General features: G+C 38.1%; 17 protein-coding genes. 9 read left to right on the forward strand and 8 right to left on the reverse strand.

Annotated features, from left to right (window positions below; all coding sequences use genetic code 11):
- Positions 1-210: 210 nt before the first annotated feature.
- Genes PSF27_RS14835 through PSF27_RS14855 form a run of 5 tightly spaced genes read right to left on the reverse strand, consistent with a single transcriptional unit; the run spans position 211 to position 6114 of the window.
- Positions 211-663 carry a WG repeat-containing protein gene (locus tag PSF27_RS14835; RefSeq protein ID WP_272539479.1) on the reverse strand — a complete coding sequence of 151 codons (453 nt, stop codon included), beginning with the start codon at positions 661-663 and terminating at the stop codon, positions 211-213.
- A 16-nt stretch (positions 664-679) separates the two neighbouring features.
- Positions 680-3229, reverse strand: coding sequence for an energy transducer TonB family protein (locus PSF27_RS14840; protein ID WP_272681768.1), 2550 nt, complete (start codon positions 3227-3229; stop codon positions 680-682).
- 12 nt (positions 3230-3241) lie between these two features.
- On the reverse strand, positions 3242-4678 hold the full coding sequence (locus PSF27_RS14845) for a protein kinase domain-containing protein (protein WP_272681769.1): 1437 nt from the start codon (positions 4676-4678) through the stop codon (positions 3242-3244).
- Complete coding sequence (locus PSF27_RS14850; protein ID WP_206082981.1) at positions 4678-5430, reverse strand: PP2C family serine/threonine-protein phosphatase; 753 nt, start codon at positions 5428-5430, stop codon at positions 4678-4680. Before PSF27_RS14850 ends, PSF27_RS14845 begins: the two co-directional genes overlap by 1 nt.
- 3 nt (positions 5431-5433) lie before the next feature.
- Complete coding sequence (locus PSF27_RS14855; protein ID WP_206082982.1) at positions 5434-6114, reverse strand: vWA domain-containing protein; 681 nt, start codon at positions 6112-6114, stop codon at positions 5434-5436.
- Between the two features lie 795 nt (positions 6115-6909).
- Between PSF27_RS14855 and PSF27_RS14860 the strand changes: the two genes are divergently transcribed.
- The 9 genes from PSF27_RS14860 (at position 6910) to PSF27_RS14900 (ending at position 13975) form a co-directional block, all read left to right on the forward strand.
- Positions 6910-7440, forward strand: a complete 531-nt coding sequence (locus PSF27_RS14860) for a fimbrial protein (RefSeq protein ID WP_272539482.1) — start codon at positions 6910-6912, stop codon at positions 7438-7440.
- Positions 7441-7510: 70 nt separating this feature from the next.
- Entirely contained in the window at positions 7511-8185 is a 675-nt protein-coding gene (locus PSF27_RS14865; RefSeq protein WP_206082984.1) for a fimbrial biogenesis chaperone, read from the forward strand.
- Positions 8160-8723 carry a fimbrial protein gene (locus PSF27_RS14870; RefSeq protein ID WP_272681770.1) on the forward strand — a complete coding sequence of 188 codons (564 nt, stop codon included), beginning with the start codon at positions 8160-8162 and terminating at the stop codon, positions 8721-8723. Before PSF27_RS14865 ends, PSF27_RS14870 begins: the two co-directional genes overlap by 26 nt.
- Before the next feature lie 5 nt (positions 8724-8728).
- Entirely contained in the window at positions 8729-9274 is a 546-nt protein-coding gene (locus tag PSF27_RS14875; RefSeq protein WP_272539483.1) for a fimbrial protein, read from the forward strand.
- 19 nt (positions 9275-9293) lie between these two features.
- On the forward strand, positions 9294-9671 hold the full coding sequence (locus PSF27_RS14880; RefSeq protein ID WP_272681771.1) for a fimbrial biogenesis chaperone: 378 nt from the start codon (positions 9294-9296) through the stop codon (positions 9669-9671).
- Positions 9672-9709: 38 nt separating this feature from the next.
- Positions 9710-10006, forward strand: a complete 297-nt coding sequence (locus PSF27_RS14885; RefSeq protein WP_272681772.1) for a fimbrial biogenesis chaperone — start codon at positions 9710-9712, stop codon at positions 10004-10006.
- A complete protein-coding gene (locus tag PSF27_RS14890) occupies positions 10006-10755 on the forward strand; it encodes a fimbrial biogenesis chaperone (RefSeq protein ID WP_272681773.1) in 750 nt (249 codons plus the stop codon). The genes PSF27_RS14885 and PSF27_RS14890 overlap by 1 nt, the downstream gene beginning before the upstream one ends.
- A gap of 37 nt (positions 10756-10792) precedes the next feature.
- The gene (locus tag PSF27_RS14895) at positions 10793-13372 is read left to right on the forward strand and encodes a fimbria/pilus outer membrane usher protein (RefSeq protein WP_272681774.1); all 2580 of its coding nucleotides are present in this window, start codon (positions 10793-10795) and stop codon (positions 13370-13372) included.
- Positions 13373-13558: 186 nt separating this feature from the next.
- On the forward strand, positions 13559-13975 hold the full coding sequence (locus PSF27_RS14900) for a hypothetical protein (protein ID WP_272681775.1): 417 nt from the start codon (positions 13559-13561) through the stop codon (positions 13973-13975).
- 69 nt (positions 13976-14044) lie between these two features.
- On the opposite strand, the gene purT is transcribed toward PSF27_RS14900, so the two are convergent.
- The 3 genes from purT to PSF27_RS14915 all read right to left on the reverse strand — a co-directional run bounded on the left by purT (position 14045) and on the right by PSF27_RS14915 (position 17394).
- Positions 14045-15223, reverse strand: coding sequence for a formate-dependent phosphoribosylglycinamide formyltransferase (purT, locus tag PSF27_RS14905; RefSeq protein WP_206082990.1), 1179 nt, complete (start codon positions 15221-15223; stop codon positions 14045-14047).
- Positions 15224-15349: 126 nt separating this feature from the next.
- Positions 15350-16276, reverse strand: coding sequence for an EamA family transporter RarD (rarD, locus tag PSF27_RS14910; RefSeq protein ID WP_272539489.1), 927 nt, complete (start codon positions 16274-16276; stop codon positions 15350-15352).
- A 170-nt stretch (positions 16277-16446) separates the two neighbouring features.
- Entirely contained in the window at positions 16447-17394 is a 948-nt protein-coding gene (locus PSF27_RS14915) for an aminoimidazole riboside kinase (protein ID WP_272574253.1), read from the reverse strand.
- Positions 17395-17465 lie beyond the last annotated feature (71 nt).

The raw sequence follows: 17465 nt of genomic DNA on the forward strand, positions 1-17465 counted from the left end.
ATTAAGCGGTTTGAATTTTGCCGTGAATGGTTTTAAGGAAGGTTTAACAGGATGAAAACTGTGATCTACATAACAATAACAACTGTTTTTCAATAAGTTAAGTAATATAAATAATATGGTTAAAATCGAATTAATTGTAAATAAATATCATAAAAATCGTAAAAAACGTCTTAGATACCCGGAAAAAGCGTATCTAAGTACTTAGTCCCCTTAGGGTAGTGTGATTGTTGTCCAATCCCCGCCAACCCACCAGCTGTGTTCACCATCTGTTTGCGTTTTACACCCTACCCCAACTTTAGCTTTGCCGTCTTCAAAGGGATAGGCGCAATCATATGTTGCCTCAATAACCACCTTCCCTGTTACAGCATCTGCAAAACCAATTTTATTTCCCTTTCGAATACGATAAACCCCCTCTTGGGCTTCGTCAGGCCAATTATCAAAATAGTAAATTTGATAAACTTCTTGATTATGTTTATCCGCAACAATTAACTTGCCATCTTCTGATTGTTGTAAACAATATTGAAAAGGCGATTTGGCTTCAAAGCAACGAATTTGGCTTTTTTGGTCATCCACCCATAGGCTGTACTGTTGATCCAGATTTTGTGCAAACAAAGGTGCAGAGCCAAATAAGGCAAGTAACACAGCAATTTTAGATCGGTTCATCCTATTCCTTATTCCTTTATGGCTTATAATTTAGCGAAGCATCGCTGGATTGGTTAAAAGTCACTGGAATTAATAACACTTTATTTTGAGACGCTGAATTAAACCGCCACTGATAGGCAACTGAAATTAAATCATCATCAAAATAATCCACACCACTACTCTGCTGTAACATGATAGAGCTTGGCACGCCCCCTTTTGGTACATCAATTTTCAAAATTGCTTCACCTTGCTTATTCCCCACAAATTCGGTTGAGATAATAGGAAGTTTCAATGTTTTTTCTTGAATACCAAAAGCCGAAGCATCTACATTTACTATCACTCTGTCAGTCAGGTTTTCATTTCTCATAGGCGAAATGCGGGGGGATGAAACAAAAGGTACTGCCGCAGGCATCACTTGTTGAGCCAACGCCTTTTGTTCTTCAAGCTCTTGACGTTCCTGCTCTGTAGCTGATGCAGGCAATTCACTTTTACTATACAGCAGTGCCATACGCGCATTAATAATATTCACCCGCGCTTTGGTTTCATCAGGCAAACCAAATAAAAAGAAACGAGATTGCGCCACCATCAAACGCTGATCTAGGCTATTACCCGCATTATAATGCATTAATGCAAATGCACCTGCCGCCAACTCAGGGTCTTCATCTATCATCGTCACCCCCCAAGCAAACCAGGCGTCAATGCGGTTTGGGTTAATGGTGATAATTTGTAGGTAGTGTGCCCGTGCACTCAACAGTAAATTACGCCAATGTTGCTCATCATCAACAAAGCCATCTTTTATGGCAGATGCTTTATTTTCGGTTAATAACGTGCGCGCCGCATTGAAATGCATTAATTCCATTCTTGCCGTTGTACTCAGCACTTCAATGTTATTTGGGTACTTTAGTAATAATGAACGAACTCTTTGCGTGTTACTTTCCCACGCTTCACCGTTGGATTTAGAACGGCTATCCGCTTGTCGCAATGTTGCGCGTATCTCTTTTGAGATCTCCTGCTGCTGCTGGTAATATTCATAAGATGAACCAGCGCTGCGTGTATATTTAGCGGGGACTGTATTATTCACATAACTCACGAGTCTTTTGATCACATATCCGAACGATTTTTCATTATGCCTTGCTAAAGCCTTACTGGCGCTCTCCACTAAAAGCCCAACTTCTTGCGCATAATCATCCAGGCTTTTCACCGTACTTTTAAAGCTAACAGTGACTAGGTGGCGAGCTGGCTGCTTTGTCGGCTCAAATCGTAATTGACTCACTGCATATTCTGCTGCGATATCATAATTTTTTACACCACTGGTGGTATCGATTAACGTGAACGCAGGAACACCTTCTTCATTCACATCTACCGCAACAGTTGCGGTAACATTATCGATGTCATATTTAATCGAAAGGTAACGAACGTCATTAACAGAGCTAGGCACAATTGCAGTTCCCTCTGTATTAATCGTTATTTTCCCAGGGTAACGAGGGTCACTTCGATCATAGTACGTCGCAAGCTCTACAACCCCATATATTCCTTTAATTGATAATGGTTGTTTTGCCAATACTTGTGTTTGTTCATCCACGGTTTCTCTGAACCAATCTAATACCTGTATATTGCTCCTTGCCTGCAAGATAAAAAAGTTTTGGCGTTCCACTGTAGAAAGATGTTGAATTTCTTTTGCAAATATTGCGGCGCTTTGCGTATCAAATAATTCAGAGGGGGATTCTGACCATTTATCACTGAGACTCAGATATTGTGCAAAAATAAGTGCAGCATACGCATTCTTTAAATTCGCATCGCTATTATCGACTTGGCTTTTTATCAAGCTATATGCGAGCCCCAAACCTTTCCAATAAGTGGTGTTATTCGGCTGCGCAGCAATAGCACGAATAAAGAAAATAAGGCTATCTTCTGCGGTCTCAGTTTTGCGTAATGTAAGCAAACCAACGGCGAAAGCAAGCGCCCCATCTTGCGGCAAATATTGGCTCGCATTTTGTAATTGAAAAATTTCGTCGTTTGAAACTGGCGCATTTGTTTGCAATAAGGGTTGCCATATTGCACGCATTGCTGCGCTTTGTGGCTCTAATTCTGCAAGCTTATCCATCTTATCAATACGCGCTTGCAATTCATGGTATCGCGCTTCAACTTCAGTGTTAGCTTCATGGTTATAAATAATTCCTGATAACACACCACTCACAGCCGTGTTTTGTTCATTCTGGAATAATTGCCAATCACGCTGTTCAATGAGTGTTTGTGCCCGCCAACGTTGGTTTGATTCCGAACTTAACGGAATATTTAAAAGTGTAATAACGCTAAATACTGCCAATGTAATAATAGCTGCCCGCCAATATTGCCTCGCTTGAAAGCGAACAGCACCTATCGACAATGCAATAATAAACGTCAATCCAAATAACCACATCACTGTCAGGAATAAGTTATCACTGACATTCAAAGCACTCGGCCAAATTAATTCACCGAGTTCAAATAACGCAATAAACACACCATAGCTAAAGAAAAAAGGCAATGCAGGCACAGCAAACAACAAGACCAAAGGTAATAAAAGAAGTGGGCTCAGTTTTATTTTCAACGTCATCCTTCCTTATGGCTTTTTGGTCAAAATCGATTTGATGGGTAAAAAGAGCCCCAACCAGAAAAATAAGCCCAGTCCCAATATGCTGACTAAAGTAATAAGACTCAGAGCCATATCAGCCCCTAAATTTTCCTGCGCCCAATGTTGATAAAAAGTCGCAGGTGATAATGTTTCGGGTTTCATGTTTTGAGTAATGCTACTAATAATAAACGCCATCAATAAGGGAACAGCGATAGCAAAAAATGTGTAAATATGTACCTTTTTAATCGCCGTAAACCACGCTGGTGGTGTAAAGGTAATTGGCGGTGCAGGTTGAGGACGAACAACTCGACGAGTTTGCGTTTGCCCCCTAACTTGTGTTTTATACACATTTTTTTGCTGCCGTGTTTTTTGTAATGCTTCACTGGCAACTTTTAATTGCTTAACCCGTTCACAGGCAGCACATTTCAATCCAACAAAATATTGATGTTCTTTATTTTTGCTACATACCACCATCTTTTTCTGGCTACGCAGTGCATAAGTGCGTAAACACTGTACCCACTCGGCTGCACTTGGCCTTTGCGCTGGAGAGCCACTAAACGCTTTATCAAATAATTGGCGAATATCATTAGGTAAGAAAGTATGTCCACTGGTTGGCACAGGGCTTATCCCTTGATGCGCCTTTACCCCATAGGCATAATATTTTCCTGCAATTCGGCTGGGTAAATCATTTGGCACTTGATTATGCAAAGGTCGACCAGAAAATGGATGAATGCCAAAATTCAATAATTGAAATAAAATCACGGCCAAAGAAAATCGGTCTTGCTGGGATTCTTGAGATTGAGGAACACTTTTGGCGTGTTGAAATTCAGGGGCAAGGTAATCGACCGTAAATTGACCTGCGGCAAAACGTTCTTTTTCCCCTTGAATACTAAAGCCATCACAATCTAACATTGATACATATAAGCTTTCCCGATAAAAACGCAAATTCACGGGTTTCATGTCAATGATAAAGTGGTTTTGTTGATGAATCGCCTCAACCAATATTGCCAAATTGGTTGCGAGTTGAATTTTAGCCCCCAATCCAACGGGTAAATTATTTTCCCTCGCCTGCCTTTCTTGCAAAATATATTCAAGCTCAATGGATGCTCTCACATCCAGCTCAGGCATAACGAAACCAACAAACTGTTTTTTCTGGTTAAATAACTGGCTGATTGGCCATGCCAACTGAACGACGGGAATTGCAGTATCAGTAATCGGCGGTAAACTCGGCTTTAATGCTAACATTGCTGATGTCTTTCGACGATATAACGCTTTATCAATTTTATCGTGGTAAAGCTTAGCGACTTGCCCCTTCGCTGATGCAATATGATAAACACTGCCCGCCCCACCGCTTTTAATTAATTTACCCAGCTGGATAACTTGCCCTTGCCCATCGACAAGTTTTATCTTATTAACCACCGCCATTACATTTCCCTAAATGCTACAAATAAGGTTTTATCATCCCCAGTGATTGAATAAGTGCGAGGGTCATCAAGCGTCCCTTTTAGTGCTTCACTTCCCGTTTGCTCATCATTTTGCTGTAAAAAACGAGTGACAGGCTCAATAAAAGGGAGATAAAGCGCGTCACATTGTTTATTCATAGCAAAGGGTTGTACGCCATCAGACATTAAAATGATCCGCTCTATTTTTGTAACGATAGGCGTAATACGTAAGTGTTCCTGCCAATCACTTGAGGTTAAAAACCACGTTTGATTGGCATACTCCCCATTTTCTGGCACGGAAACCTTATCAATAAGACGCCCATTTTGTTGGTAAGAAGCGATGGCTACCCCATCGCCTAAATGAAAAAGAAAGCCTTGGCGTTTGCCAACCCATGCAGCGACAAGCGTGCAAGCAAAATCCTTTAACTCACCCTGCTTATCATTTGCAAGGGAAACCAATTGTTCACGAATAGCACTCAGTGTACGAAGAATAACAGGTTGTATTTCTTCAACACTTAAATAGTCAACATGACCAAATTCAGAAATTCGCTGAACAAATAACCTTGAAACATAACGTGAACCAATCTCACTATAACGAGCAGACCCTGCGCCATCACATACACAAGCCGCTAAGCCATTTGTGGTATGCTCCACAGACCATGCATCTTGACAAGGCTGGTTATTTTCCCGATGAGAGTGCCCTTGAACTGATGCGCAATAAATTGACCAACTCATACGTTATACCGACACTGTAGACCAGCTATCCGTTGAAGGGAGTTGAGCTTGCCCACCTGGTGTCGATTGGGAAACCACTTGCATACTCGCACTCAACCACAAAAAGAGTTCTTTAAATTGCAATCCTTTTAGCTTTTTCACGCCATTCAAGCCTGCAATACTGAACTCCCCCATAACTTGCGCACTTGCCCCATCAACCATAATAGGGAACATCGCCACTTTTTGATCTTTTTGCGCTTGGCGACAAACTTGTGCCGATTCTTCCCATAAATCTGTAGGAGCACCATCTGACATTAAAAATAACCAAGGACGGGTATAAGCGACGCCCGCTTGGCGAAAACGTTGTTTTTCAGCTTCTATTTCATCTAACGCCACCATAACAGCTTGCCCTGTTGGTGTTGTCCCATTCGCTTCTAATATAGGTGCAGTAAAATCCATGGCATCACACCAATCACCAATAATCGAACATTGGTCGTTTCCACCATATTGAATAACAAGGATCCTAACCCGCTTTGCCGCAATAACATCATCCTTCAATTCTTTTTCGAGTATCTGTAAACCTGCATTTAATTCATTTATCGGCTCGCCGTACATACTGCCAGAACAATCTAATACTAAAACCAATGGTGTTCGTTGCTCACTGTTATCAACTAGAGCAACATCAGGAATGATAAGTTGACTCATGCACTTTCCTTATTTTATTGGGACGAAAATACCAATATACAGAATCACACCACGAATGAAACTAAGAAAAAAAGAGGAATAGATAAATATAATAAGAATAATCTCAAGAATATGATAACTTTTATCTCTTATATATTTTATCTTAAATGAGAATCCTCCTAAGTATTTAAACCTAAAAAATTAACCAATATAATTAAAAAAAAGAAAAATAATGAATATTTATAAAAATACCAGCTTAAAACTAAATGTTTCTAACATCCATTATTCATTAGTAACATCCCTTACCTATACGCATGATAAGCGTAAAAAAGAGAGGCAAATTATGAATAATTGTTAATATCAGATTCATAGTCTTTATTAACAACCAAAATGGACATTTTTCAGAACAAAAACCCAATAAGGACAATGAAATTTAACTTAAGAAAATGAATAAAATTACAATGCATTGAAATAAAACAAAAATAACATTTAGAAAACTATTAAAAAGCACTATAAAATTATTTTCACCTAGTTTGACAACAATAATGAGTACAACTAATATTAACCCCGTAGTCAGCGAGCAAGAGTTCGCAAATACTCAGAAAAAAACAAACTTTAAATTAAGCCGAAATAAATACTGTCTATTTAAATGAGATGGAAAATAAATTTAAATATTTATAATTTTCAAATCAAAAAAAAATAGCAAGATTTAATGCTATTAAAGCAAATAAAAGCTTAATTGATATCTCTAAAAATTAGATACAAGAAACTTTAAATTTTTAAATTATCTATCTCACATACTTAGGAATGATTATTATGAAATTAAATAAACTTGCTTTCATCGGTGCTTTAACCGTTGCAACTCTTTCTTCACAAGCTTTTGCTGCACAAGACGCAACAGTAAACTTCAATGCTCGTTTAGTTGCTGCAACATGTGATATCAGCGCATCTAAATCTTTAGTTAATTTAGGTACGCACTCAATTGAAAAAATTACTGATATCAACAAAGCATTAGCAGAATCAAACTTCAACTTAGTATTAAACAAATGTACTAAAACTTATTCTGATGACACTACTGCAACAGAAGTTTCAATTCTAGCAACAGGTGAAGCTTTAACAGGTCACTCTGATATGTTTGCAGATGCTCAAGCATCACAAGTTGGTGTTAAATTAAAAGCAGGTACAACTGAGTTAACACCTAATGCAGAAACTACTATCAATAACCTGAAAATTTTAGGTGAGAACGACTATATCGTTGAAGTAACTGCTGGTTTATATGCAACAACTAAAGATGCAGTCGCTCAAACGTTAAATGTTCCAGTAACTTTCAGCGTTGCATACGACTAATAACTACTTTTGTTAATTAGCTAGTTGAGCAGGCAGTATTTATTTACTGCCTGCAATAAAGGAAATAAAAATGACAAAATTAAAATCCTTATTTTTTATCTTATTAACTTTTTCATTTGCAACCCAAGCGGGTGTTGGCTTAAGCCAAACACGTATCGTTATTGAGGAAGCAACGAATTCAGCCTCTATTTCAGCACGAAATGAAGATGACAAGTCTTATTTAGTCGCTAATTTTATTACACAACAATTAGATAGCAAAACAGCTACTGAAGGTTTATTTGTTATTACGCCTTCAATTTTCAAATTAACGCCGAAACAACGCAATATCATTAAAATTAAGGCTATTACAAGTAAGTTTCCAAAAGATAGAGAGTCAATGTACTACTTTCACTCTCGTAATGTACCCGAATTAAACGAAAATGATGGTGTGAAAGTCGGCTTAGAAAATGTCATTAAGGTTTTCTATCGCCCAACAAATTTATCGATGCCACAAGAAACAGCTTTTAAAAATATAAAAACAAAAAGTACTGCAAACGGTATTAAGTTAATTAATGATTCACCTTACTACGTCAATTTAGCTGGATTATTTGTTAACAATAAAAGCATCAAACTCAATAAACAAAATAATGTGTTGGCCCCATTCTCTGAAATAAGCTATCCAAGCCAAATAAAGAATGGAGCAGTGAAATGGGCTGTTATCAATGATCTTGGAGGATATAATGAATACCATGGGACGGTTCAGTAAAATAGTACTCGCTCTATGTGTTATCCTATTTTCAAGTCAACTTGTTGCCCAAAACGGACAAATACAGTTCAAAACCCGGATTACAAAAGGAACTTGCGAATTCGACGATAACAGTGATTTAAATAAAACTATCGACTTTAATAAAATTGGAGTCCTTATTGCATCAGAGGTTGATGGGCAACCAATTAAAAAACCGATTTTAACTGAAAATTTCTCTTACACCATTATTTGTAAAAACTTCCCTGCTAATACTGAGAAGAATATAAAAGTAAAATCAAAATCAGCTGCTTCAACACTATTTAGCAATGGAATGTTTTACGGATCAAATGATACAACTAAAACGGGTTTTTTACTTGAATCATGTAACAAAAGCAACCAAACTTGTAAGGAAGTGAATGAAGAAGGTGTTGCTACTTTTCCATCCACAACCAGTGACTCAGTTGAAGTTAATTACCGAGTAAGTCTAGTAAAACGCGAAAATGGTGTAAAACCAGGTGATTCTAACGCTGCCGTGATTTTTGAATTTTATCAGGATTAGGTGTCATGAAAAAAATAGAACAAGTATTAATCACTTTTTTAATGTTTTTCATGTATTTCCCTGCAATAGCGGCTGATGATTACATGGTTAGATATGAATTCTCTGTTTTATTTTTAGCTAAAACTTGTGATATTGATGTTCCTTCTGAAATATTACTGGGTAATCAAGCAGGTATCACCACCGTAACAGAAATTAAAAATGATAGCGTAACCAAAAGCTTTACCATTGGTTTGAAAAACTGTAACAACCAATCGCAAAGTACGGCACTGGTTTATCTGTCATCAGGTAATACATTGAACGGAAGTAATAATTTTTTCAATGATGATCCAAACGGTGTTATTGGGGTTCAATTATTAGATGGAAATCGTGTTATCAATATTAACGGAAACCCTTTGGGTAAACCCAGTCCAGCATCAGTTATCTGGGAGAATATTGAAAGCACCAGCGCAACGAAAAACATCAATGCTAAGTTACGTTGTGTAGTAGATAATTGTGAACCTAATGAAGGTGATTTCTCTGCAACATTAACTATTGGTTATTACGCCGATTAATAATAAAGCGGAAATTTACATGAAGAAGATGGTAAAAGCTTTACTGGGAATTTTTTTTATTACCCAAAGTTCTGTTGCTGCTGTTTCACTAGATCACTCAAGAGTTATATTTACTCAAGATGATAAAAGTCAAAGTGTAAGCGCTTATAACACAGCAAATAAAAAATACCTGATTCAAAGCTTAGTTTTTTCTGACTTAAGTTCAGAAAACGAACCAAGCCATAATTTTACGGTAATACCACCAATCGTAACATTAAATGAAAACTCTAATAATGCATTAAAAATCCTGCCAAAGGGATTGAATGAACTACCACAAGATAGAGAGTCGTTATTTTATTTGATGGTTAATTTTATACCTGAGACAACAAAAAAAATAATGATCAAAATAATCAAATAAATACAAAATTTAATTTATCTACAAAGATAGTCATAAAAATGTTTTACCGTCCAACTGGCATTAAAGGTAATGTAAAAAACTATATTAATGAACTAACAGCTAAGCAGTCTGGGAATAAAATTATTATCAACAACCCATCTCCTTATCATTTTACGTTAGTTAATATCAAAATGGACAATGAGTCATATAACAGTGATAGAGCACCTATGGTCGCCCCTTTTTCTACAATTGAGATACCAGCAAATAAAAAAGTATCGAAATTAGAATGGGACATGATTAATGACTACGGAGGGGAAACCCCACTACAGCCAGTAATATTAGGTGGAACTAAATAATGATAAAAAATAAATTACTAATATTTTTTCTTTTGTCTGTTTGCTTGCCAGTAGCCGTATTAGCAAAATCGCCTACAGGCTTTGATTTTCTGCTTAAAAGATACGTCTATAACGAAAGTAATAAAAGTGGTATCAGTATCGAGATACTGAATGGAAACGACAAAAGTTATTTAATGGAAGCCTGGATAGCAAACGTTGATAAAGAAACGTTACTACCAAAAGAAAAAAAAGAGACTGAAATAGTTCCTTTTATTATCTTACCACCATTAAAAAATATGGGGCCAGGATCCCAAACTTCATGGAATATAAGGCGTACAGGTATTGATATTAATGGCGTTAATATGCCAAAAGATAGAGAAAGTCTCTTTTGGATTGGAATCAGGGGCATTCCTAGTGAAGAAAAATCAAAAGAAGAAAATAGTATTCAGTTAAATGTTATCCCTAATTTCTACTTTAAACTACTGTACCGTCCAAAAGAAATTCAAAATTTAAAAACGGGTGACTTAGCTAAAAAAGTTAAACTAACTCAAAATAGCAGTGTATTAACAATAGAAAACCCAACACCTTTTTATTTAACATTTGATTATTTAAAAGTTGCAGGGCATGAAATTAAAAATGGCGAAAGAGAAATAACATTGACACCTTTTTCAACAAAGGAAGTCACGCTACCAAACAATAAAGTTGGAAAGATCGAGTGGCGATTCACGGATGAATATTTGATGGAATTAGATAAAGAGTCCTCAAATTAAATTTCAGTTGAAATATTATTAACTATAACGATTGACGATGAATGGTGATGCTGTGAAAGGGATGAAATTTAAAATAATAGCATTAGAAGTTTTTGCATGTTGTTATGCAATGACTCCTGCTTTTGCACACGCCGAATCTTATTTCGATCCCGGCCTGTTAATGCATGGTAGTGGTATTGATATCAATCAAATCAATTTAAACGATTTCGTACAAAACAATACCCTAACACCTGGTACTTATGACGTCACCATCAACGTTAATATGATCCCTTCAGGGGAGTTGAGTATCCCATTTACTAAAGCTGATGGTGATAAAGTTTCTCCCGTTTTTACTATTGAGCAATTGCAAAAACTCGGTATTAATACCTCTGCAGTGCCAAGTTTAAGGGGCTTAGCTGAAACCACCGAGATTACTAACTTATCTGACTATATTACTGATGCTTCGGTCACTTTTGATGTGCAAACCTTGACTATCAATTTGTCTATCCCACAAATTGCGATGGTACCTAATTTTACAGGTTATGTTCCGCCAGATGCTCGCGATGATGGTGTAACAGCGTTAATTATGAATTATGTACTTAACTACAGTAATAACCGTCAGCTTTCCAAATACCACCAAAAAGCAAGCACCTCAGATTCAATATTTACGAATATTAACGTGGGGATTAACTTTGGTGCATGGCGCTTAAGAACGAGTTATTTGTACAACTACAGTAAAAATAGCGGGGCCTCAAGTTACAGTGATTCTGATTTCTCAAATACTTATGTATACAGAACCATTAATGCGATTAAATCAACCTTAAGAGCCGGTGAAATTTCATCTGGTGGTACAATTTTTGATTCAATCCCAATGAAAGGGGCGAGTTTAAAGTCAAACCCAAACCTTAATCCGAATAGCATGCAAGGGTATGCCCCTGTTGTTGAGGGTTTTGCCAACTCAAATGCGACAGTGACTGTACGTCAAAATGGTAGTGTTGTTTACCAAACGTTCGTTGCACCAGGTAGATTTGTGATCCGAGATATTCCTGCCAGTGGTTTAGCTGGGGATATGGAGGTCACCATTGAAGAAGAAAATGGTAAGCAAACGGTTTATACACAAGCTTATTCATCATTACCAATGATGGAAAGACAGGGTATGTACAACTATGAAATTGTTGCAGGCCGCTATAACGGAGGTATCGCTACGGACTCCAAAAGAAAAACATTTACCTTAGGTACGTTCAGTGTTGGTTTACCATACAACATAACGAGTTACGGTGGTTTATTGGTCTCCAATGGTTATAACTCTATCGTGGGGGGGCTTGGCTTTTCTTTAGGTGCACTCGGCGCTTTATCTACGGACGTGACTCATTCTGATGCGAAATTTTCTAATCAGCGCTTAAAAGGGCAATCTTACCGTATTCGTTATTCGAAAAGTTTACTCTCAACAGGAACATCGTTTGACTTAACAGCATTACGTTATACCACAGAAAATTTTTATTCATTCTCTGACTATAACAATACGGGTTACGATATTAAAGAGGGGTTAGCGCCGTGGACAGGCTCAAGGCAGCGTTATAGTTTCCAAACATCAATTAGCCAGTCCTTTGATTCTTATGGTTCTTTATCATTAAGAGCAGCGAAAAATACCTATTGGGGTGGGCAAAGCTCAAACACCTCTGTTGGTATGTCATACAATAATAACTACAAAGGTGTATCTTACAGCTTAAGTTATATGGTTGACCGCGTGAAAAGCTACAATAACTCATGGCCAGAAAACCGTGTTGTTTCTTTAGATATTTCAGTACCTTTAAGCTTACTGACGAATAGCGAGATGGCTCAAACCATGAGTGCTCGCTATGGTATCAGCGTTGATAACCATGGTGAAACACGAAACCAAGCAGGTTTGACGGGAAGTGCGCTGGAAAATAAATTCAGCTACGGTTTATACCAAAACTATAACAGCCAAGGCAGTAACTACGGCGGTAGCGTAAATGGCACATACTCAGCAGATAACTCCACATTATCAGCAGGTTATAGTTATTCTGACTCGAACCGTACAATGAATGCAAGTATGAGCGGCGGAATGATCGCCCATTCAGATGGTATCTCACTATCCCCAAGTGTGGGTGATACTCTCGCTATCATCACTGCGGATGGTGCTAGAGGTGCAGAACTCACCATGGGTGCCAAGTTTGACCGTTTTGGGAACGCGATTATTCCACAGTTAGCAAGCAACGCGGCGAACCAGATTTCAGTCAACGTTAATACGTTGCCAGATGATACTACCTTTAAAGATACCTCAATGATGGTGTACCCAACGGAAGGGGCAATCATCAAACGTAACTTTAAAACGAAAATTGGTTACCAAGCCATGATTAATATTAACACAACGGGAAAAATGCCACCATTTGGGGCGATTGCAACACTCGTCTCTACTGATAAAAATAATGATATTAATACAGGTATTGTTGGCTCTAATCATCAGCTGTACATGAGCGGTTTACCTGATTCAGGAAAACTGAATATCAAGTGGGGTAATCAAGGTGATCAATGTTCAATCAGCTATGCTTCATTGGAAAGTATTGCTGTCACCGCTGACTCACCAGTTAGAACAATAACAGCTGAGTGTAAATAATAAATATTCACTGTCAAATTGACGAGCAAAAGAATAACTATGAAAAAAATGACATCCTATTTCTCATTTTCACACAAAGTGGCATCTGGCTTTCTACTAGCGCTTTTATTTGGAGCACGCACTTCTGGTATTCGCAGCAGATAAGCTAACCATTCGTGCGGGGCAGATAGGTTATTTAGTACCCAATTGGCGGGTAATAGAACCAACCAGTTGCTAGAAACGCGTCCTGCGTCAATGTCAATAGACTGTGTTACCACGGGTAAATTGCTGATGGTGTTATCCGCTAACCAACAACTGCATGGACAAAGCAATGCAGGAACTGGATCAAGTACTAACCTTGCAGGTATGGCATTAGACTCGGTGACAGGTAACTCATCTAACTCGACTGAACGCCCTTATATCGTGACGTCGAAAGTTCCACCGTCTTCAGATATCTGTAGAAGAGGAAACTCAGATGCTTTAGTGTATTATAACCGCATAAAGCTAGGGGATATTGCCACGACCAATTTACGCCAAAACCTATACTTTAACCTTTGCCAAAATGGGAACGTACAAGCGGGTGGCTATAGAGGTAGCATCGACGTCTCTTTCTACCTTGAATAATCGCTTGTTATTATTTTCATTTTTTGGCCCATTAATTTTTATATTAAAGGGCCATTTTTCATATCATATCTAACCTGACACATTTACTGCACTTGCCGCTTTTTTTGCCCTTTCGAGTGCTTTTTCGATTGAATCTGCAATGGCTAACGCAACCCCCAACCTGCGAGTTCCTGCAATTTCAGGCTTACCAAATAAACGCAGTTGGATATCAGAATCGAATGCATTCTTAATATTAGAGAACACCACATTTTGGCTATGAAGTTCAGGTAAAATAACCGCAGAAGCACTTGGGCCATATTGGCGAACGTTACCAATAGGGAAGCCTAGAAATGCACGTACATGTAAGGCAAATTCAGAAAGATTTTGCGAAATCAGCGTCACCATTCCTGTATCATGAGGGCGTGGGGATACTTCATTAAAAATGATGTCATCACCACACACAAATAACTCAACGCCAAACAAGCCGTAACCACCTAACGCAGAAACGATTTTTGCAGCAACATCTTGAGCCTTTTTCAGCGCTTTCTCGCTCATCACTTGCGGCTGCCAAGATTCGCGATAGTCACCTTTTTCTTGACGATGTCCTACAGGAGCACAAAAATGGATCCCATCTACAGCGCTAACCGTTAACAGGGTAATTTCAAAATCAAAATTGACCATTTTCTCAACAATGACTCGACCTTGCCCTGCGCGCCCCCCCTCTTGAGAATAATGCCACGCCTTTTCTAAGTCCGCATTTGAACGAATGACACTTTGCCCTTTTCCTGATGAACTCATGACGGGCTTTACAATACATGGGAAACCCATTTTTTCAGCGGCTTCAATAAAATCTGATTTATTTTCTACGAAATAATATTCCGATGTAGGTAAACCTAATGTTTCAGCAGCAAGACGACGGATACCTTCTCTATCCATTGTTAAAAAAACGGCTTTTGCAGAAGGGACGATTTTTTGCCCTTGCTCTTCGAGTTCAACTAACGTTTGGGTCGCAATTGCTTCAATTTCAGGCACAATAAAATCAGGCTTTTCTGCGATCACTAACTGTTTTAGTGCCTCACCATCCAGCATATTGATGACGTGGCTACGGTGAGCAATGTGCATAGCGGGTGCATTTTTATAGCGGTCTACTGCAATCACTTCGATACCTAAGCGTTGGCATTCAATGGCAACTTCCTTACCTAACTCCCCTGCGCCCAGTAACATAACTTTTGTTGCAGATGCACAAAGTGCCGTACCTAACTGTTCCATGATTGATGACCTTATATGCGAAAATAATACCGATGATTATATACGCAAACGTTTGCTTTTGCTATCCACGTAATAAAAAGGCCATGATAAAACATATTCGTGTCTTGAAATTAAATGAAATATTGTCTAATTCTGCGGGGTTTCATCTCGCCCAGTAATAAAAGGTTCTTTTTGGGAAAATTTGGCATATTGCTTATGCAATAAAGCCAAAATACAAAATAGTAAACCAATCCAGATTAATGCAAAGCTAATCCCTTTAACCCAATCAAACAGTTCATTAAACAAGAACACAGCGAGTAAAAATTGGATAGTTGGCTCTATATATTGGGCCAAACCAATAACAGTGAGTGATGTGCGTTTGATAGCCGCAGTAAAAAACAGCAAGGGAATAATCGTCACAGGTGCCGCTAACATATACAAAATACGAAGCTGCCAATCTCCCGCCTCCACTGCGCTTAACCCTTTTGACGATAACCACCAAGTAATACCCATTGCAATAGGCAACAACCATAATGCTTCTAAAAACAATGAAGTAATAACATCAAACCGAATAAATTTACGGATCAATCCATATACCGCAAACGCACTCCCCATCACGAGTGCTAAAATAGGCAATTCACCATATTGCCAGATTTGATAACCAACCCCAGACAAAATAAACGTAACGGCCATTTTTTCCGCAAAAACTAACCTTTCACGTAAAAAAACAACACCGAGCAAAATAGAGAATAATGGATTGATAAAATAGCCCAAACTTGCGGCTAACACTTGCCCATGAGTGAGTGCATAAGTGAATGTGGTCCAAGAGATAGCCATAATGGACGAACTAAAAAGGCAAAGGATAATGGACTTTTTATCAACCCATACTTGTTTCCATATTGTTTTATTTTTAATGACTAAACGGATTAAAAATAGCAATGGAATTGACCAAATAAGACGTTGGGCAAGGAGTTCTAGCGGTTCAGCTTCAGGAAGCAGCCGATAAAATAAGGGCGTTATTCCCCATAAAATATAGGAAAAAATAGCTAGAGCCACACCTGAACGCAGCAACATAATATAGCCTACAATAAAGTCAAATAAGGTAAAATTTGCTCCACATCATACGCCAATATAAAGAAAATAAAATGTTACTAACGCTCATTCTAAAGCTATCTATTTAAGATTATATGCAAATAAAAAATAGCATATAAAGCCAAATTTTATTTGCACGTTAACTCTTCACATTAAAAAATCTGTTTTTGGTGCAATGGCGGCTGCTGCTGCATAAATTCAACAAGCTCTTGAGACGTTGGCGCTGCGGAAATTGCCCCTTTTTTAGTTGTGGCTAAAGCCCCACAAGCTGTTGCCTGAGAAATAATCTTCATCAAATTATCTTTTGTATTAGCCATGCCATATTGATTAATTGCCGCTAACAATCCAGCCATAAAAGCATCTCCAGCGCCCGTGGTATCAATACTATCGACTAAATAAGCACTTACTGAAAAATGATACTCTGTCGTAAATACCCTGCACCCTTGCGAACCTTGCGTCACGACCTTAAGCTCCGCAGGATAATCACGCAATTTTTCAACCGCCTTATCAAATAGGCTCTCACCCGTTAACCAAAGTAATTCATCATCAGAAAGCTTTAAAATGTCAGCCTGTTTTGCAAAGGTGTCCACAACTTGATGCATTTCTTCGTGATCTTCCCACATTTGTGGACGAATATTTACATCAAAACTTAATCGGCCCCCAGCTTGCTTAATTTGAATTAACCCTTCCGTTAATGATGTACGGCATATTGGGTGAACAAGCGCGAGTGAGCAAAAATGCAATATATCCTGACCAAACTGAGGTAAGTTTTTTGAACTTAAAAATTGATCTGCTGAAGGCGAAACTAAAAAAGTAAACTCACGTTCGCCATTTTCATGTAATGAAACTAATACTGTACTTGTTCGATATTCTTCATCAAATTCCATGGCCTGTGTATCAACACCTAAGTCAAATAAGGTTTTTTGCATAAAATGACCAAATGTATCTTCTCCGACTCTACCAATAAATCCGCTTGGATGGCCAAGCTTAGCAACGCCAGCCGCAACATTGACAGGGGCCCCCCCTGCACAAGCTTGATACCGCATATTTTCTAATGGAATTAAATCAATAACAGCATCGCCCAATGACCATATTTTCATATTTTCACCTTTTTAGTTTCCGACCAGGAAAATTTAAGCTAGTAAATCTAAGTTGTTAACGTTAACATAAA

This window comes from Providencia sp. PROV129 (genome assembly GCF_028482245.1).
Classification (GTDB): domain Bacteria; phylum Pseudomonadota; class Gammaproteobacteria; order Enterobacterales; family Enterobacteriaceae; genus Providencia; species Providencia vermicola.